Consider the following 14,922-nt stretch of genomic DNA (forward strand, 5'->3'; position numbering starts at 1 on the left):
GCAGACTCACCTGTTTTTAAATTGCCGCACGGATCACCCTTTAATGAAAGTTCTTAATAAGCTGTCCGCTATTTTTCTGCTCTCTGCCGGAGCATTTTGTCACCAGGCTTTTGCTGATAACGCTGTCTTCACCTCAATGGATGATCCTTCAACGGCCAAACAGCCGTTTGAAGGCAGCGCATCAGCCGGTTACCTGGCGCAAACCGGTAATACCACCAGCTCTTCGCTGACGGCTTCAACCAGCATGACCTGGTATCAGACCTCAACGGCTTACAGCCTGTGGGGCAACGCGGCGAACACCTCATCCAACGATGAGCGTTCATCTGAAACCTACAATATCGGTGGCCGCAGCCGCTACAACATGAACAGCGCTGATTATCTGTTTGGTCAGGCCAGCTGGCTGAGCGATCGTCTGAATGGTTACGATTCCCGCGACGTGCTGACGGCCGGTTATGGTCGCCAGATCCTCAACGGTCCGGTGCACTCTCTGCGCGCGGAATTTGGTCCGGGCGTACGTTACGACGACTTTCACGACGGCGGGCATGAGACCAAAGCGCTGGGCTATGGCGCAGTCAGCTATCAGTGGCAGCTGACGGATACCACGAAATTCATTCAGGGTGTATCCGTGCTGAGCAGCTTCGGCGAAGATACTACGGTGAACTCAGAAACGGCCCTGCAGGTCGCCATCAATGAGCACTTTGCGCTGAAGATGGGCTACAACGTGACCTGGAACAACAATCCGCCAGAGTCCGCGCCCGATCGTACCGATACCAAAACCACGATTCAGCTCTCCTACGCAATGTAACTGCCATACCAGAAAACCGCCGTCCGGCTCAGGCTGCACGGCGGTTTTTTTTCGTGTTTGCTTAGACTTAGCCCGCAAGGCGGGTTTTGCTGCAGGGTGAAAGCTGTTATCATATTTGCCGCTTTATGCGCCTGGCGTCATTCCGACAATGTGGGTCTGACATCACGCCGGGTACACACACCAAACACAGTGTTGCATGTAGGCTTTCGTGTGGCTTACCACTGCAATTTAAGGATATAAAATGCCAGTAATTACTCTTCCTGACGGCAGCCAGCGCGTTTTTGACCACCCGGTCAGCGTAATGGATATTGCGCTGGATATTGGTCCCGGCCTGGCGAAAGCCTGTATCGCCGGTCGCGTAAACGGTGAGCTGGTAGATGCGGTTGATCCCATCACCGACGATGCTCAGGTAGCAATCATCACCGCAAAAGATGAAGCGGGTCTGGAGATTATCCGGCACTCCTGCGCGCACCTGCTGGGCCATGCTATTAAACAGCTGTGGCCTGATACCAAAATGGCGATTGGCCCGGTCATCGATAACGGCTTCTATTATGACGTCGATCTCGACCACACGCTGACGCAGGAAGATCTGGAACAGCTGGAACAGCGTATGCACCAGCTGGCTGAAACCAATTACAACGTGGTAAAGAAAAAAGTCAGCTGGCAGGAAGCGCGCGACGTCTTTGCTGCGCGTGGCGAAAGCTATAAAACCACAATCCTTGATGAGAATATCAGTCACGACGATCGTCCTGGCCTCTATCATCATGAAGAGTATGTGGATATGTGCCGCGGTCCGCACGTGCCGAACATGCGCTTCTGCCACCATTTTAAGCTGCAGAAAATTGCGGGCGCTTACTGGCGCGGCAACAGCGATAACAAAATGCTGCAGCGTATTTACGGCACGGCCTGGGCAGATAAGAAGCAGCTGTCAGCCTATCTGCAGCGCCTGGAAGAGGCAGCAAAACGCGATCATCGCAAAATTGGTAAACAGCTCGATCTCTACCATATGCAGGAAGAGGCGCCGGGCATGGTGTTCTGGCACAATGACGGCTGGACGATTTTCCGCGAGCTGGAAGTTTTTGTCCGTACCAAACTGAAAGAGTATGATTACCAGGAAGTAAAAGGTCCGTTTATGATGGACCGCGTGCTGTGGGAAAAAACCGGCCACTGGGAAAACTACAAAGAGGCGATGTTTACCACCTCTTCAGAAAACCGCGAATATTGCATTAAACCGATGAACTGCCCGGGTCACGTGCAGATCTTCAATCAGGGTCTGAAGTCCTATCGCGATCTGCCGCTGCGTATGGCAGAGTTCGGTAGCTGCCACCGTAACGAGCCATCGGGTGCGCTCCATGGTCTGATGCGCGTACGCGGCTTTACGCAGGATGATGCTCACGTATTCTGTACTGAAGATCAGGTGCGCGACGAAGTAAACAGCTGTATTCGTATGGTGTACGACATGTACAGCACGTTCGGTTTTGAAAAAATCGTCGTGAAGTTGTCTACCCGTCCGGAAAAACGCATCGGTACCGATGAGATGTGGGATCGCGCAGAGGTTGACCTGGCCGAAGCATTGAAAGAGAATGATATCCCCTTTGAGTATCAGCCGGGTGAAGGGGCATTCTACGGCCCGAAAATCGAGTTCACCCTGTATGATTGTCTCGATCGTGCCTGGCAGTGTGGCACGGTTCAGCTAGACTTTTCTCTGCCAAAACGTCTTGATGCCACCTATGTGGGTGAAAACAACGACCGTCAGACACCGGTGATGATTCACCGTGCGATTCTGGGCTCTATGGAGCGCTTTATCGGTATTCTGACTGAAGAGTTCGCTGGTTTCTTCCCGAGCTGGCTGGCACCGGTACAGGCTGTAGTGATGAATATCACTGACAATCAGGCAGAATATGTCAGTGAACTGACAAAGAAACTGCAAAATGCTGGCATTCGTGTCAAAGCAGACTTGAGAAACGAGAAGATAGGCTTTAAAATCCGCGAGCACACATTGCGTCGCGTCCCTTATATGCTGGTTTGCGGTGAGAAAGAGGTGGAAGCAGGCAAAGTTGCCGTGCGCACCCGCCGTGGTAAAGACCTCGGGAGCATGGACGTAGATGTGTTTGTTGAGAAGCTGCAACAAGAGATTCGCAGCCGACATCTTCACCAATTAGAGGAATAAGGTTATTAAAGGCGGAAAACGAGTACAACCGACGCGTCCAAACCGTATTAACGGCGAAATCCGAGCCACCGAAGTGCGCCTCACTGGCGTTGACGGCGAGCAACTTGGCATTGTCTCTCTACGCGAAGCGATTGAGAAAGCTGAAGAAGCTGGCGTAGATTTAGTTGAAATCAGCCCGAACGCCGAACCGCCGGTATGCCGTATTATGGATTACGGCAAGTTCCTTTATGAAAAGAGTAAGTCTTCTAAGGAACAGAAGAAGAAGCAGAAAGTTATCCAGGTTAAGGAAATTAAATTCCGTCCTGGTACCGATGATGGCGACTATCAGGTAAAACTCCGCAGCCTGATGCGCTTTCTGGAAGAGGGCGATAAAGCCAAAATTACGCTGCGTTTCCGCGGTCGTGAGATGGCGCACCAGCAGATCGGTATGGAAGTGCTTAACCGCGTCCGTAAAGATCTGTGTGAAGATATCGATCTGGCAGTGGTCGAGTCCTTCCCTTCGAAGATCGAAGGCCGCCAGATGATTATGGTGCTCGCACCCAAGAAGAAACAGTAGGCTTTCAAGTAACGATGCCGCGCAGCGTTCGCGCTGTGCGGAATTATTCGCCTGTCTGGTTCATTTTTTTAACAATGCGAAGTGGATATTTGTAAAAATGCCAAAGATTAAAACTGTACGTGGCGCGGCTAAGCGCTTCAAGAAGACCGCCTCTGGCGGCTTCAAGCGTAAGCACGCAAACCTGCGTCATATTCTGACCAAAAAGTCTACCAAGCGTAAACGTCACCTGCGTCCAAAAGGCCTGGTGTCTAAAGGCGATCTGGGTCTGGTTATTGCCTGCCTGCCGTACGCATAAGTAAATTTTTTTAATTCGCCCGTCGCGCTGTAAGGCTTATCGCCAGCAGGGCACCGGCAAAACAGAATATGATTAAGGAGAGCTCATGGCTCGCGTAAAACGTGGTGTAATTGCTCGCGCACGTCACAAAAAAATCTTAAAACAAGCTAAAGGCTACTACGGTGCACGTTCACGTGTTTACCGCGTTGCTTTCCAGGCTGTTATCAAAGCTGGTCAGTATGCTTACCGCGACCGTCGTCAGCGTAAGCGTCAGTTCCGTCAGCTGTGGATCGCGCGTATCAACGCAGCGGCGCGTCAGAACGGTATGTCTTACAGCCGTTTCATCAATGGCCTGAAAAAAGCGTCCATTGAGATTGACCGTAAAATCCTGGCTGACATCGCTGTATTCGACAAAGCAGCCTTCGCTGCTCTGGTAGAAAAAGCGAAATCAGCTCTGGCGTAAGTCAGGTAAAAAAGGGAGCTTGCTCCCTTTTTTATTACCTGCAACTCACGCAAAAGATTGACATTTTCGCCGCCGGGCATTTCAATAGGGCGGTTTTTAATTTTCTCAAGGTAATGCAAGCATGCACGCTGCTCTTTTCCGTTTCTTTTTTTACTTTAGCGCCTGAACATCAGGGGCTTGTGCGCATAAGAAAAGAAACGAAAAATCGCGCTGAAAGCCTCCCTCGTGGAGGCTTTTTTGTTTCTGGCGAGACTTAATCGGATCCCGGATCCCAACAAGAACTGACCAGCCCGGCTGGAAGAAGAGGAAATCATGTCCCAACTCGCAGACCTGGTGGCCCGTGCCACGGCCGCCATCGACGAGGCGTCGGATATCGCCGCTCTGGACGCTGTACGCGTCGAATTTCTGGGTAAAAAAGGGCACCTTACCCTGCAGATGACCACCCTGCGTGAACTGCCGGCTGAAGAGCGCCCGGCGGCAGGTGCGGTGATTAACGAAGCAAAACAGCAGGTACAGGATCATCTTAACGCCCGTAAAAATACGCTGGAGAGTGCGGCGCTGAATGCGCGCCTGGCGGCAGAAACGATTGATGTCTCACTGCCCGGACGCCGCAGCGAAAACGGCGGTCTGCATCCGGTAACGCGCACCATTGACCGCATCGAAAACTTTTTCGGCGAGCTGGGTTTTGCCGTGGTGACCGGACCGGAAATTGAAGATGACTATCATAACTTCGACGCGCTGAATATTCCGGGTCACCATCCGGCCCGCGCCGATCATGACACCTTCTGGTTTGATGCCACGCGCCTGCTGCGTACGCAGACCTCAGGCGTGCAGATCCGCACCATGAAAAATCAGCAGCCGCCGATCCGCATTATCGCGCCGGGCCGCGTTTACCGTAATGATTACGATCAGACCCACACGCCGATGTTCCACCAGATGGAAGGCCTGATTGTCGATAAAGACATCAGCTTTACCAACCTGAAAGGAACGCTGCACGATTTCCTGAATAACTTCTTTGAAGAGAATCTGCAGATCCGCTTCCGCCCGAGCTACTTCCCCTTTACTGAACCTTCAGCGGAAGTGGATGTAATGGGCAAAAATGGCAAATGGCTGGAAGTACTGGGCTGCGGCATGGTGCATCCGAATGTACTGCGTAACGTCGGCATCGATCCGGAAATTTACTCCGGCTTCGCCTTTGGTATGGGCATGGAACGTCTGACCATGCTGCGCTATGGCGTCACCGATCTGCGTGCTTTCTTCGAAAATGATTTACGTTTCCTCAAACAATTTAAATAAGGGCAGGTTATCCAATGAAATTCAGTGAACTCTGGTTACGCGAATGGGTAAATCCAGCCCTGGACAGCGCTGCGCTGTCTGAACAGATCACCATGGCAGGCCTTGAGGTTGATGGTGTTGATCCCGTTGCCGGCGCGTTTCATGGCGTAGTCGTGGGTGAAGTGGTGGAGTGCGGCCAGCACCCGAACGCGGATAAACTGCGCGTAACCAAAATTAATGTCGGTGGCGATCGCCTGCTGGATATCGTCTGCGGCGCGCCTAATTGCCGCCAGGGACTGAAAGTGGCAGTGGCTACCGTCGGTGCCGTACTGCCAGGTGATTTCAAAATCAAAGCGGCCAAACTGCGCGGCGAGCCTTCTGAAGGCATGCTCTGCTCCTTCTCAGAGCTGGGTATTTCCGACGATCACAACGGTATTATCGAACTGCCAGCCGATGCGCCAGTAGGATGCGACATTCGCGACTACCTGAAGCTGGATGACAATACTATCGAGATCAGCGTGACGCCAAACCGTGCGGACTGCCTGAGCATCGCCGGCGTGGCGCGTGATGTGGCCGTGGTTAACGGACTGCCGCTGACGGCGCCTGCAGCAGAACCGGTTGCGGCGACCATTACCGATACATTCCCGATCCGCATCGACGCTACCGACGCCTGTCCGCGCTACCTGGGACGCGTAATTAAAGGTATCAATGTCAAAGCTGAAACGCCGCTCTGGATGCGTGAGAAACTGCGCCGCTGCGGCATTCGCTCAATTGACCCGGTGGTCGATGTCACTAACTATGTGCTGCTTGAGCTGGGTCAGCCGATGCACGCCTTCGATCTCGACCGCATCAGCGGCGGCATTGTGGTGCGTATGGCGCAGGAGAATGAGACGCTGACCCTGCTGGATGGCACCGAAGCAAAATTGCAGAATGACACGCTGGTTATTGCCGATCACCAGCAGGCGCTGGCGATGGGCGGTATTTTTGGCGGTGAGCACTCAGGCGTAAATGAAGCGACACGTAACGTGCTGTTTGAGTGCGCCTACTTTGATCCGCTGGCCATTACCGGCCGCGCACGCCGCCACGGACTGCATACTGATGCGTCACATCGCTATGAGCGTGGTGTCGATCCGGCGCTGCAGCATACAGCGATTGAACGTGCGACCCGCCTGCTGCTGGATATCTGCGGTGGTGAAGCCGGTCCGGTTATCGATCAGACTGATGCCTGTAAACTGCCGCCGCGCGCCACGATTACGCTGCGCCGTACAAAACTCGATCGCCTGATTGGCCACGTTATCGCCGACGAACAGGTGACAGATATCCTGACCCGGCTCGGCTGCGAGGTCACGCAGGGCGAAGGCGAGTGGAAAGCGGTGGCACCGAGCTGGCGTTTTGATATGGCGATTGAGGAAGATCTGGTTGAAGAGGTTGCCCGCGTTTACGGCTACAACAACATCCCTGATGTGCCGGTAAAAGCCAGCCTGATTATGACGCAGCATCGTGAAGCCAGCCTGTCGCTGAAGCGGGCGAAAACGCTGCTGACAGACAAAGGCTATCAGGAAGCGATCACCTACAGCTTTGTCGATCCTAAAGTGCAGCAGCTGCTGCATCCGGGGGAAGAGGCGCTTATCCTGCCAAGCCCTATCTCCAGCGATATGTCAGCAATGCGCCTGTCACTCTGGACCGGTCTGCTCAGCTCAGTGGTTTACAACCAGAATCGCCAGCAGGGGCGTGTGCGCCTGTTCGAGAGCGGTCTGCGCTTTGTGCCTGATACGCAGGCCGATCTCGGCATTCGCCAGGATCTTATGCTGGCGGGCGTAATGAGCGGTCATCGTGACGAAGAGCACTGGGATCTGGCGCGTCAGCCGGTTGACTTCTATGATTTGAAAGGCGATTTAGAGTCGCTGCTGGAATTAACCGGCAAATCTGAAGCGATTTCATTCCGCGCGGCTGCCAATCCGGCGCTGCATCCCGGACAAACAGCGGCTATCTGGCTGGACAATGAACAAATCGGATTTATCGGGGTGGTTCACCCGGAGCTGGAACGCAAGCTGGATCTCAACGGTCGTACCTTAGTGTTTGAACTGCTTTGGAATAAGGTTGCAGACCGCGTCCTGCCTGACGCGCGTGAGATTTCACGCTTCCCGGCTAACCGCCGTGATATCGCTGTTGTGGTGGCAGAAAGCGTCCCTGCAGCAGATATCATCGCAGAGTGTAAGAAAGTTGGCGTAAATCAGGTAGTTGGCGTAAACTTGTTTGACGTGTACCGTGGTAAAGGCGTGAACGAAGGCGAAAAGAGCCTTGCGATTAGCCTGATTTTGCAGGATACCAGCCGGACACTCGAAGAAGAGGAGATTGCTGCGACCGTTGCCAGATGTGTAGCAGCATTAAAAGAGCGATTCCAGGCAACCTTGAGGGATTGAACCTATGGCGCTTACAAAAGCTGAAATGTCAGAATATCTGTTTGAAAAACTCGGGTTGAGCAAACGCGACGCCAAAGAGTTGGTCGAGCTTTTTTTCGAAGAAGTTCGCCGCGCGCTGGAAAATGGAGAACAGGTTAAGCTGTCCGGATTTGGTAACTTTGATCTGCGCGACAAAAACCAGCGTCCGGGCCGTAACCCGAAAACGGGAGAGGATATTCCTATCACGGCGCGCCGTGTGGTGACCTTCCGTCCGGGGCAAAAGCTGAAAAGTCGCGTTGAAAACGCGTCACCGAAGGATGCTGACTGATTTCAGTATGATAAAAAGGCCGCTCAGCGGCCTTTTTTATTGCTGCGCCAGCCTGCAGGGGATGGCTTTCTTTTTGCCATAATCCCTCTACAATCGTGACATTCTCCTGCTTAACTGCCTCGCTTATGACTCTGCTCGATCAGCTTGCCCGTCAGACCGGTCGCCGTAGCCGGCGTACACTGCTGCTGCTCGCCGCGCTGCTGTTGCTGCTCAGCCTGCTCAGCCTGTGTGCCGGCGAGCGCTGGCTGCTGCCTGCCGAATGGTTTACCCCGCAGGGCGAGCTGTTTGTCTGGCAGATCCGTCTGCCGCGTACGCTGGCCGTTATTGCGACAGGCGCCGCGCTGGCGCTCTGCGGTACCGTTATGCAGGCGCTGTTTACAAATCCGCTGGCTGAGCCGGGACTGCTCGGCGTCTCTAACGGTGCCGGCGTGGGAGTAGTACTGGGCGTGCTGCTCGGCAGCGGCTCCCTGTGGAGCCTGGCGCTGGCGGCGATGGCTGGCGCCCTGGCAATTACGCTGATCCTGCTGCATTTTGCCCATCGTCAGCTCGCCAGCAGTCGCTTACTGCTTACCGGTGTGGCGCTGGGTATTATCTGCAGCGCTGTGATGACGTGGGCAGTCTACTTCAGTACCACGCTCGACCTGCGTCAGCTGATGTACTGGATGATGGGAGGCTTTGGCGGCGTTGACTGGCGCTATGGCTGGCTGATACTCAGCCTGATGCCGGTAATCGCCGCGCTGCTGTGCAGTGCGCGCACGCTGAATCTGCTGGCGCTGGGCGAGACGTCTGCGCGGCAGCTCGGCTTACCGCTGCAGCTGTGGCGTAACCTGCTGGTGCTGGCCATGGGCTGGCTGACAGGCGTCAGCGTGGCGCTGGCGGGGGCGATCGGCTTTGTCGGGCTGGTTGTCCCGCATCTTCTGCGGCTGAGCGGCATCAGCGATCATCGCTATCTGCTGCCTGCAGCAGCACTGGCGGGTGCGGCAGTGCTGCTGGCGGCGGATATTCTTGCGCGGCTGCTGCTGACCTCTGCTGAGCTGCCGATAGGCGTGGTGACCGCGACGCTGGGCGCACCGCTGTTTATTCTGCTTTTAGTAAAATCTTCACGCTAGCTGCGGCTGGCGTTATCTGACGGACACAGGAGAACACCATGACGTTGTATCAGATCCCGCTGAAAACCCTTGATGGTACCGCCACTACGCTGGAGGCCTGGCGTGACCGCGTACTGCTGGTAGTGAACGTCGCCTCCCGCTGCGGACTGACGCCGCAGTATGAGCAGCTTGAGTCACTCCATAAAGCGTTTCAGGCGCGGGGCTTTAGCGTGCTGGGCTTTCCCTGCAACCAGTTCCTGGAGCAGGAGCCGGGCACTAACGAAGAGATCCGGACGTTTTGCAGCACCACGTATGGCGTGACGTTTCCTCTGTTTGATAAGACGGACGTTAACGGCGCGCAGCGCCATCCGCTCTATCGCACGCTGGTCAGCGCCCAGCCGGAAGCTGAACGTCCGGAGGAGAGCGGTTTTCTTGAGCGTATGATAGCGAAAGGCCGGGCGCCGGCAGAACCCGGCGATATCCTGTGGAACTTCGAGAAGTTCCTGGTCGATAAACAGGGTAACGTTATCGCCCGTTTTTCACCCGATATGGCTCCGGATGCGCCGCAGGTGCTTAAGCGTATTGAGCAGGCGCTGACCGCCTGACATGCTGCTGGCGTGTCACGGTCTGAGCTGCCCCGGCCGGCTGGCGCCGCTGGATCTCGCTCTCGCGCGCGGGGAGTGGGTACATCTGGTGGGCGCTAACGGCGCCGGAAAGAGCACCCTGCTGGAGGCGCTCAGCGGTCTTGCGACTCCGCGCGGAGAGCTGCTGCTTAACGGCACCGCTGTTGCTGCGCTGTCAGGAGAGGCGCTGGCTCAGCAGCGTGGCTGGCTGCCTCAGCAGCAGCCTGCGCCCGGCGCGATGCCGGTCTGGCACTACCTGCAGATGCATCTGCCGCGTGGTGCTGGCACAGAGCTGAATAACGTGCTGGCGCGTTTGCTGTCGCAGCTGAGTCTGCATCACAAGCTGGAGAGCGCTCTGACGCAGCTCTCCGGAGGGGAGTGGCAGCGGGTGCGCCTGCTGGCGGTGATACTGCAAATTCATCCTGACATCAATCCGCAGGGCAGCCTGCTGCTGCTCGATGAGCCGATGAGCGCGCTGGATGTGGCGCAGCAGCAGGGCGTCACCCGGCTTCTGCAGCAGCTTTGCGCCGCCGGCATCGGCGTGATCACCAGCAGTCACGACCTGAATCATACGCTGCGCTACGCGGATCGCGTCTGGTTGCTGCATCAGGGAGAGCTGAAATATCAGGGCAGGGCGCATGAGGTGCTGACGGCCGCCCGGCTTGCGCCGCTGTTTCAGACAGAGGTGACAGAGGTGGATACACCGCAGGGGCGTCTGCTGCTGCTCTCCTGACTTGCACACCGCGCGCGTTTACGGCTACAGTGTCTGCCGGATCGGGCTGACAGGGAACAGGCTATGCGGTTACTTATTCTGCTATTCGTGCTGATGGTCACAGGGTGCAGTCATCATGCGCCTCCGCCTGATTCCCGTCTCTCAGATCCTGCCGCAGTGCAGACCCGGCTCAACTATCAGCTCAGCCGCTGGCAGGGCACGCCGTACCGCTATGGTGGCCTCAGTCCGCGTGGGGTTGACTGCTCCGGCTTTGTCCTGCTGACGTTCCGCGATCGCTTTGACATCGCGCTGCCACGCTCCACACGCGCTCAGACAAAAATCGGCAACCGTATCGATCCACGTGATTTGCTGCCTGGCGATCTGCTGTTTTTCAAAACCGGCAGCGGCGAAAACGGGCTGCATGTCGGTATCTATGCCAGCAACAACACCTTTATACACGCCTCTACCAGCAAAGGCGTTATTCGCTCTTCGCTCAATAATGTTTACTGGCAGCGGGTCTTCTGGCAGGCGCGCAGAATATGACAAGTTGCATTCTGGATGAATGAAATAGCGCGGCGAAAAGAGAGCTTAATTCGCACAATGGGTTCTTTTTTTGCTGAAATAAAGCTCTCATTAAAATTGGTACTTTACCACCTGACAAATTACTACTAAAAATAGAGCTAAAGATTTTATCATTGTGGATATTAACACGGCGTATTTGGCTTAAGTATAATTTAATGATTAATAGCTTGCATTAGGCGCTAAAACACCTTCTCTTCCGGCGTTTGGTGCTATTGCCTGACTCTTTTCATTGATATACGATGCCTTCATTGCCACTGCCTCTGGCTGTAAAAAATGAAAGTCCATATTTCGGCCGACTATCAGTCGGAAACCTGGTTTTATCCGGCTTATACGCTGGAGGGCCAGCTCACTGCGGTTGAGCTGGTTACACAATTTGTTCATGACAGTGCGCCAATTACGTTGCCACAGGATTTACTGTTGCCGCAGCTCGATGCCAGTCAGCAGTTAAGGCTGCTGCAGGCTCAGCTTTTAATCCTGGAAAAGCACCGCGCTTTCTTTGAGCGTAATCATGTTGATGCGCTAATGAGAATTGACGAATCGCTGGCTGAAACGCTGTTAGAGAGTGAAATTCTGTTAAGGAAATTTAAACAGCTGCCATTTATCGTAATGGATATCAGCGAAACGTTTCCGCAATTATCTGCCGGCAAAGCGCATCCGGTTTTATCCCGACTTAATCATCAATTCCGTTTATCGCTTTCACAATTCGGAGCTGGCAAAGCCCCGGCAACGGCAGTCTATGATTCGCTGTTTAGCGTCCTGAAGCTGGATAAATTATTTATCCAGAATCTGGCGAAGCGCGCCTCCTTTATCCCTTTTATGCAGACGGTTATCGATAATTTCAGCGGCTATACGCAGCAAATTATTATTTCTGGTATCGATGATGCGCGCCTGCTGAGCAAAGTCAGCGATCTGAGCGGCGTGCACATTCAGGGTAACGTGTTCCCGGTGGTTAAAGCGGAACGGTTAGAAGATCTCATCACTCCTTTTCTGACGCAGACCACACCCTCGCAGCAGTAATTCAGGCGCTGTTTTTCCCGGGCGCCCCGTGCCAGACTATCCTTTACTCTCTACACGCTATCCTGGTGCTGCATTATTAAGCACCTCTGGAGTATATATGCAATTTATCAATAGCTGGCAGCAGGAGCTGACCGGATATTACACATCGCTGCAGCCTACACCGCTGGCGGGAGGGCGTCTCCTCTATCATAATGCGCCGCTGGCGGCGGAAATGGCGCTGGATGCGGAGCTGTTTGCCGGCGACGGCCACGGCGTATGGAGCGGTCAGGCGCTGCTGCCAGGCATGGCTCCGCTCGCTCAGGTGTATAGCGGCCATCAGTTTGGCGTCTGGGCCGGGCAGCTGGGTGACGGACGCGGCCTGCTGCTGGGTGAGCAGCAGCTGGAAGATGGGCGCAAGCTGGACTGGCATCTGAAAGGCGCAGGCTTAACCCCTTATTCCCGCATGGGAGATGGACGGGCGGTGATCCGCTCAAGCGTGCGGGAGTTTCTCGCTTCAGAAGCGTTACACCATTTGGGTATCCCCGGGACGCGCGCCCTGGCGCTGGCCATCGGTGACGAACCGGTGCTGCGCGAAACGCAGGAGCGCGGCGCGATGCTGATGCGTATTGCGGAGAGCCATCTGCGTTTTGGTCACTTTGAACACTTCTATTACGCAGGGGAGACGGATAAAGTACGCCAGCTGGCAGACTATGCGATTCGTCATCACTGGCCGCACCTTGAGGCGGAACCGGATCGCTATCTGCTGTGGTTCACGGATGTGGCAAAACGTACCGCCCGCCTGATCGCACTGTGGCAGAGCGCAGGCTTTGCTCACGGAGTGATGAACACGGATAACATGTCGATTCTCGGCCTGACGCTGGATTACGGTCCTTACGGCTTTCTCGATGAGTACGATCCCGCCTTTATCTGCAACCACAGTGACTATCAGGGGCGCTATGCGTTTAATAATCAGCCGACGGTTGGCCTGTGGAACCTCAACCGGCTGGCGCACGCGCTGTCGGGATTGCTGACCACGGAGCAGCTGAAGCAGGCGCTGAGCCACTATGAGCCTGAACTGATGCGCGTCTGGGGAGAGCGCATGCGGGCGAAACTTGGCCTGCTGACGCCGCAGGCAGAGGATAATACGATTCTGAGCAACCTGCTGGCGCTGATGAGCAATGAGCACAGCGATTACACCTTTACGTTTCGTCAGCTCAGCTATACCGAACAGCAGGAAAGGCGTTCGCCGCTGCGCGATGAGTTTATCGATCGCGACGCGTTTGATCGCTGGTATAGCAGTTATCAGCAGCGGCTGCTGCAGGATGAGGTCAGCGACAGCGAACGGCAGGCGGTGATGCAGGCGGCCAACCCCGCCATCGTGCTGCGCAACTATCTTGCCCAGCAGGTGATTGAAGAGGTGGAGCGGGGCGAGACTGCGGCCCTTAAAGAGCTGCATCTGGCGCTGCAGCACCCCTTTGATGAAGCGGCCAGCAGCGCGACGTTGCGCCAGCGGCCGCCGGAGTGGAGTAAAACGCTGGAGGTCAGCTGCTCCAGCTGATATCAGAAACGGCTGTCGACGGCGGCAGCCAGCTCTGCCAGTACCGCCGCGCTATCGTCCCAGCCGAGGCAGGGATCGGTAATCGACTGGCCGTACACCAGCGGCTGACCAGCCACCACTTTCTGGTTTCCTTCCTGCAGAAAACTCTCAATCATAACGCCTGCTACCGCTCGCGAACCGGCGCGGATCTGCGCGGCGATATCGCGCGCCACATCACGCTGGCGGCGATGCTGCTTAAGGCAGTTGCCGTGACTGAAATCGATCACCATCTGCTCAGACAGGCTGAACTCACGCAGGCTGGCCGCCGCCGCCGCCACATCTTCCGCATGATAGTTTGGCTGACGCCCGCCGCGCAGGATCACATGACCGTGCGGATTGCCGCTGGTCTGATAAATGGTCATCTGGCCCGCTTTATCCGGCGAGAGGAACATATGGCTGGCGCGGGCAGCACGAATGGCGTCAACGGCGATCTGTACGTTACCGTCCGTGCCGTTTTTAAACCCTACCGGGCAGGAGAGCGCAGAGGCCATTTCGCGATGGATCTGGCTTTCAGTGGTGCGGGCGCCAATGGCACCCCAGCTGATGAGATCGGCTATAAACTGGCCGATTACCATATCGAGGAATTCAGTCGCCGTTGGCAGACCCAGCGCGTTGATATCCAGCAGCAGCTTGCGGGCGATAGCAATACCGCGATTGACATCAAAGCTGCCGTCAAGGTCGGGATCGGAAATCAGCCCTTTCCAGCCCACCACGGTACGCGGTTTCTCAAAATAGGCGCGCATGACGATTTCCAGCCGGTCCTGATACTGCTCGCGCAGCTGCTGCAGGCGTGCCGCATAATCCAGCGCAGCGCGCGGGTCATGCAGCGAACAGGGCCCGATTATGACCAGCAGGCGCGGATCCTCGCCGGTCAGAATGCGCGCAATACGCTGGCGCGCGGCCGTAACGCTCTCTGCGATGTCAGACGATAGCGGGTGCTGGCTGGCCAGCGCGGCGGGCGTAATCAGGCTGCCAATTCGCGCCGTACGCAGTTCATCAGTCTTATTCATAGTGGCTCTCAAACAGGTTCTTCGCAGCGGTGATATACCGG

Annotated in this window: 16 protein-coding genes and 1 other annotated feature; of the genes, 15 read left to right on the plus strand and 1 reads right to left on the minus strand. The window is 55.5% G+C overall.

Going from position 1 to position 14,922, the window contains the following annotated elements:
* Nucleotides 1–43 precede the first annotated feature (43 nt).
* The 15 genes from B4056_RS06655 (at nt 44) to B4056_RS06725 (ending at nt 13,832) form a co-directional block, all read left to right on the plus strand.
* A complete protein-coding gene (locus tag B4056_RS06655) occupies nt 44–805 on the plus strand; it encodes a DUF481 domain-containing protein (RefSeq protein WP_039384056.1) in 762 nt (253 codons plus the stop codon).
* Between the two features lie 241 nt (nt 806–1,046).
* Entirely contained in the window at nt 1,047–2,975 is a 1,929-nt protein-coding gene (gene thrS / locus B4056_RS06660; protein WP_288654162.1) for a threonine--tRNA ligase, read from the plus strand.
* Between the two features lie 4 nt (nt 2,976–2,979).
* Nucleotides 2,980–3,531 carry a translation initiation factor IF-3 gene (gene infC / locus B4056_RS06665; protein ID WP_039384061.1) on the plus strand — a complete coding sequence of 184 codons (552 nt, stop codon included), beginning with the start codon at nt 2,980–2,982 and terminating at the stop codon, nt 3,529–3,531.
* 97 nt (nt 3,532–3,628) lie between these two features.
* The gene (rpmI, locus tag B4056_RS06670) at nt 3,629–3,826 is read left to right on the plus strand and encodes a 50S ribosomal protein L35 (protein WP_010275699.1); all 198 of its coding nucleotides are present in this window, start codon (nt 3,629–3,631) and stop codon (nt 3,824–3,826) included.
* A gap of 85 nt (nt 3,827–3,911) precedes the next feature.
* A complete protein-coding gene (gene rplT, locus B4056_RS06675) occupies nt 3,912–4,268 on the plus strand; it encodes a 50S ribosomal protein L20 (RefSeq protein WP_039384062.1) in 357 nt (118 codons plus the stop codon).
* Nucleotides 4,269–4,384: 116 nt separating this feature from the next.
* Nucleotides 4,385–4,510: a sequence feature (Phe leader region), on the plus strand.
* Nucleotides 4,390–4,434, plus strand: coding sequence for a pheST operon leader peptide PheM (pheM, locus tag B4056_RS06680; protein ID WP_139074214.1), 45 nt, complete (start codon nt 4,390–4,392; stop codon nt 4,432–4,434). It overlaps the preceding feature by 45 nt.
* Before the next feature lie 70 nt (nt 4,511–4,580).
* The gene (gene pheS / locus B4056_RS06685) at nt 4,581–5,564 is read left to right on the plus strand and encodes a phenylalanine--tRNA ligase subunit alpha (protein ID WP_039384066.1); all 984 of its coding nucleotides are present in this window, start codon (nt 4,581–4,583) and stop codon (nt 5,562–5,564) included.
* A gap of 14 nt (nt 5,565–5,578) precedes the next feature.
* The gene (pheT, locus tag B4056_RS06690) at nt 5,579–7,966 is read left to right on the plus strand and encodes a phenylalanine--tRNA ligase subunit beta (protein WP_288654187.1); all 2,388 of its coding nucleotides are present in this window, start codon (nt 5,579–5,581) and stop codon (nt 7,964–7,966) included.
* A 4-nt stretch (nt 7,967–7,970) separates the two neighbouring features.
* On the plus strand, nt 7,971–8,273 hold the full coding sequence (ihfA, locus tag B4056_RS06695) for an integration host factor subunit alpha (protein ID WP_021506246.1): 303 nt from the start codon (nt 7,971–7,973) through the stop codon (nt 8,271–8,273).
* Between the two features lie 125 nt (nt 8,274–8,398).
* Nucleotides 8,399–9,382, plus strand: a complete 984-nt coding sequence (btuC, locus tag B4056_RS06700) for a vitamin B12 ABC transporter permease BtuC (protein ID WP_039384070.1) — start codon at nt 8,399–8,401, stop codon at nt 9,380–9,382.
* Between the two features lie 38 nt (nt 9,383–9,420).
* Nucleotides 9,421–9,966 (plus strand): glutathione peroxidase, encoded by a 546-nt coding sequence (locus tag B4056_RS06705; protein WP_094111902.1) that lies wholly within the window; start codon nt 9,421–9,423, stop codon nt 9,964–9,966.
* Nucleotide 9,967: 1 nt separating this feature from the next.
* Nucleotides 9,968–10,717 (plus strand): vitamin B12 ABC transporter ATP-binding protein BtuD, encoded by a 750-nt coding sequence (btuD, locus tag B4056_RS06710; RefSeq protein WP_071668769.1) that lies wholly within the window; start codon nt 9,968–9,970, stop codon nt 10,715–10,717.
* Nucleotides 10,718–10,780: 63 nt separating this feature from the next.
* Nucleotides 10,781–11,239, plus strand: coding sequence for an NlpC/P60 family protein (locus tag B4056_RS06715; RefSeq protein ID WP_039384078.1), 459 nt, complete (start codon nt 10,781–10,783; stop codon nt 11,237–11,239).
* A gap of 312 nt (nt 11,240–11,551) precedes the next feature.
* Nucleotides 11,552–12,295 carry an EAL domain-containing protein gene (locus B4056_RS06720; RefSeq protein WP_039384082.1) on the plus strand — a complete coding sequence of 248 codons (744 nt, stop codon included), beginning with the start codon at nt 11,552–11,554 and terminating at the stop codon, nt 12,293–12,295.
* A 97-nt stretch (nt 12,296–12,392) separates the two neighbouring features.
* Entirely contained in the window at nt 12,393–13,832 is a 1,440-nt protein-coding gene (locus B4056_RS06725; RefSeq protein WP_288654188.1) for a protein adenylyltransferase SelO, read from the plus strand.
* A gap of 2 nt (nt 13,833–13,834) precedes the next feature.
* On the opposite strand, the gene B4056_RS06730 is transcribed toward B4056_RS06725, so the two are convergent.
* The gene (locus B4056_RS06730) at nt 13,835–14,881 is read right to left on the minus strand and encodes a 3-deoxy-7-phosphoheptulonate synthase (RefSeq protein ID WP_039384089.1); all 1,047 of its coding nucleotides are present in this window, start codon (nt 14,879–14,881) and stop codon (nt 13,835–13,837) included.
* Nucleotides 14,882–14,922 lie beyond the last annotated feature (41 nt).

It is taken from the genome of Pantoea sp. UBA7232 (assembly GCF_002473195.1).
GTDB lineage: Bacteria > Pseudomonadota > Gammaproteobacteria > Enterobacterales > Enterobacteriaceae > Pantoea > Pantoea eucrina.

What these genes read in the sequence shown, in the direction of transcription:
- B4056_RS06655 (WP_039384056.1), top strand. Translation starts at nt 44, where the DNA reads ATGAAAGTTCTTAATAAGCTGTCCGCTATTTTTCTGCTCTCTGCCGGA.
- thrS (WP_288654162.1), top strand. Translation starts at nt 1,047, where the DNA reads ATGCCAGTAATTACTCTTCCTGACGGCAGCCAGCGCGTTTTTGACCAC.
- rpmI (WP_010275699.1), top strand. Translation starts at nt 3,629, where the DNA reads ATGCCAAAGATTAAAACTGTACGTGGCGCGGCTAAGCGCTTCAAGAAG.
- rplT (WP_039384062.1), top strand. Translation starts at nt 3,912, where the DNA reads ATGGCTCGCGTAAAACGTGGTGTAATTGCTCGCGCACGTCACAAAAAA.
- pheS (WP_039384066.1), top strand. Translation starts at nt 4,581, where the DNA reads ATGTCCCAACTCGCAGACCTGGTGGCCCGTGCCACGGCCGCCATCGAC.
- pheT (WP_288654187.1), top strand. Translation starts at nt 5,579, where the DNA reads ATGAAATTCAGTGAACTCTGGTTACGCGAATGGGTAAATCCAGCCCTG.
- ihfA (WP_021506246.1), top strand. Translation starts at nt 7,971, where the DNA reads ATGGCGCTTACAAAAGCTGAAATGTCAGAATATCTGTTTGAAAAACTC.
- btuC (WP_039384070.1), top strand. Translation starts at nt 8,399, where the DNA reads ATGACTCTGCTCGATCAGCTTGCCCGTCAGACCGGTCGCCGTAGCCGG.
- B4056_RS06705 (WP_094111902.1), top strand. Translation starts at nt 9,421, where the DNA reads ATGACGTTGTATCAGATCCCGCTGAAAACCCTTGATGGTACCGCCACT.
- btuD (WP_071668769.1), top strand. Translation starts at nt 9,968, where the DNA reads ATGCTGCTGGCGTGTCACGGTCTGAGCTGCCCCGGCCGGCTGGCGCCG.
- B4056_RS06715 (WP_039384078.1), top strand. Translation starts at nt 10,781, where the DNA reads ATGCGGTTACTTATTCTGCTATTCGTGCTGATGGTCACAGGGTGCAGT.
- B4056_RS06720 (WP_039384082.1), top strand. Translation starts at nt 11,552, where the DNA reads ATGAAAGTCCATATTTCGGCCGACTATCAGTCGGAAACCTGGTTTTAT.
- B4056_RS06725 (WP_288654188.1), top strand. Translation starts at nt 12,393, where the DNA reads ATGCAATTTATCAATAGCTGGCAGCAGGAGCTGACCGGATATTACACA.
- B4056_RS06730 (WP_039384089.1), bottom strand. Translation starts at nt 14,881, where the DNA reads ATGAATAAGACTGATGAACTGCGTACGGCGCGAATTGGCAGCCTGATT.